The organism is Roseateles sp. P5_B10 (assembly GCF_056400485.1).
In genome coordinates, this window is record NZ_JBFULE010000979.1 from 1 (window position 1) to 1,756 (window position 1,756).

1 protein-coding gene is annotated in these 1,756 nt (G+C 64.1%); it reads right to left on the reverse strand.

Annotation, left to right across the window (positions count from 1 at the left end):
• On the reverse strand, positions 1 to 1,595 hold a 1,595-nt coding region (locus tag AC1DU6_RS29960), incomplete at its 3' end, for a glycoside hydrolase family 43 protein (RefSeq protein WP_477861677.1).
• Positions 1,596 to 1,756 lie beyond the last annotated feature (161 nt).

Here is a 1,756-nt window from a genome sequence, read left to right on the forward strand (position 1 = left end):
TAGTCAAAGTCCACGCGGCCGCCGGCARTCTTGGTCGAGTAATAGAAGAGGCCGWAGCGRTAACCCATGAAGTGCGGGAAGGTGTAGGCCAGGCGCGAAGGACGACCGATGGGGGTCCACGATTTGCCGTCTAGGCTGTAGGAGAACCGGGCAACTTCAGGCGCGGGCTCAAATTCGCAGTCGACCCGRAGRTGAACGGTCTTGCCGGAGAGRGGAATGGAGGCGATCTCTTCGGGCTTGTCSGTTTCGGCGCTCACCATGACGAGAGAWCGGRCGCCGTCGYTCATCTTGACGCCCACGAAACCGTATTGCCTTTGAAACGCGGCCAGGCCGGCCCAGTCGCCGTCTTTCATGCCGCTCACGTCGATGCTGGTGGTGGCGGAACTGCGCGGCCCGAAGGTGCGCTGAGTGAGGGTGTTCCGGGCCTCGAGCAGAGTTGCGACGTTCCGGCTGGTGGTCAAGCTCAGGTGGCCCGGGCGCTTCGTGAGCGACCAGTCACGCGGCTCGGGGTTGTGATTCCATTGCCAGGCCAGGGGCAGGTCGGGGTCGCCGGGCTGGCGGTCAAATTCGTCGGAGGCGACGATGCCGGAGGCGCCGGAGACGCCTTGCGCGCCGGCGGGGATGTCGAGCGTCATCGGCACCTTGCCGTCCTTGCCAAGCACCGGCCAGCCGTCCTTCCAGGTCACTGGCACGAGGTAAGGGATGCGACCGACGGCGCCGTTGTCCTTGAAGAGATAGGCGTACCACTTGCCTTCCGGCGTGTCGATGAGGCCGCCCTGGGCGATACCACGGTCATCGAGGGCGATGCGACTCTCGTAGGGGCCGTCGAGGGTGTCGGCGCGGCTGACGATGACGGTGCGCGCCCAGCGGCTCCCCGGCGAGGCGATGTTGACGAGGTAGTAGCGGCCGTTGATCTTGGAAATCTGCGAGCCCTCCCCACACAGCCCGCCCTGGTCGGCGCCGAAGACGGCGTTGACGTGTTCGATGATGGCCTTGTTCACGCCGCCCGGCTTGGTGCCGGTGAGATCGGGTTTCAGCTCGGTGAGCATGATGCGATTGCAGCCCCAGACCATGTAGACGCGACCGTCGTCGTCGAAGAACAGGCTGTGGTCATTCATCAAGGGCTCGAAGCTCGTCTCCTTCCACGGGCCGCGTTCCGGATCGCGCGTGGTGTAGACGTGGGTGCGTCCTCCGGTGGTGGCGGCGAACGTCGAGGCATAGAACATGCCGTCGTGGTAGCGCAGGCTGCTGGCCCAGGAGCCTGCACCGTAGGCGTTCTTGCCGTTCTCGAGACGGAAGGCTTCGTTGTCGGCAAGGTTCTGATGGGCGTAGGAGGCCATGCTCCAGTTGACCAGGTCGGTCGACTTCATGATCGGCAGGCCCGGGCTCATGTGCATCGTCGTGCTGCTCATGTAGTAGGTCTTGCCCACACGGATGACGGCGATGTCCGGGACGTCGGCCCAGATCAGCGGGTTGTGGGCAGGCGCTGCCTGTGCAGCCTCTGCCGCCTGAACAGTGTGGGATCCGACGGAGAGAAGGAGGGCCATCAGGAGGGGAAAAATCGGCCGGCACAGGCCGTCAGGGTGTTTGTTCATGTTTTGTCTCTGGAGTAGTTTTTGCGAGCCAACTCATTGGTCGCAGGACCCCATGAGCTCAAGACGAGCCAGGGATCAGCCCAGCATCTTGAGCAGCATGCGATGGTGCTGCGGCATGCGCGCCACCGAGGCTTCGATGGCCTTGCGACGCTGGTCCAGCG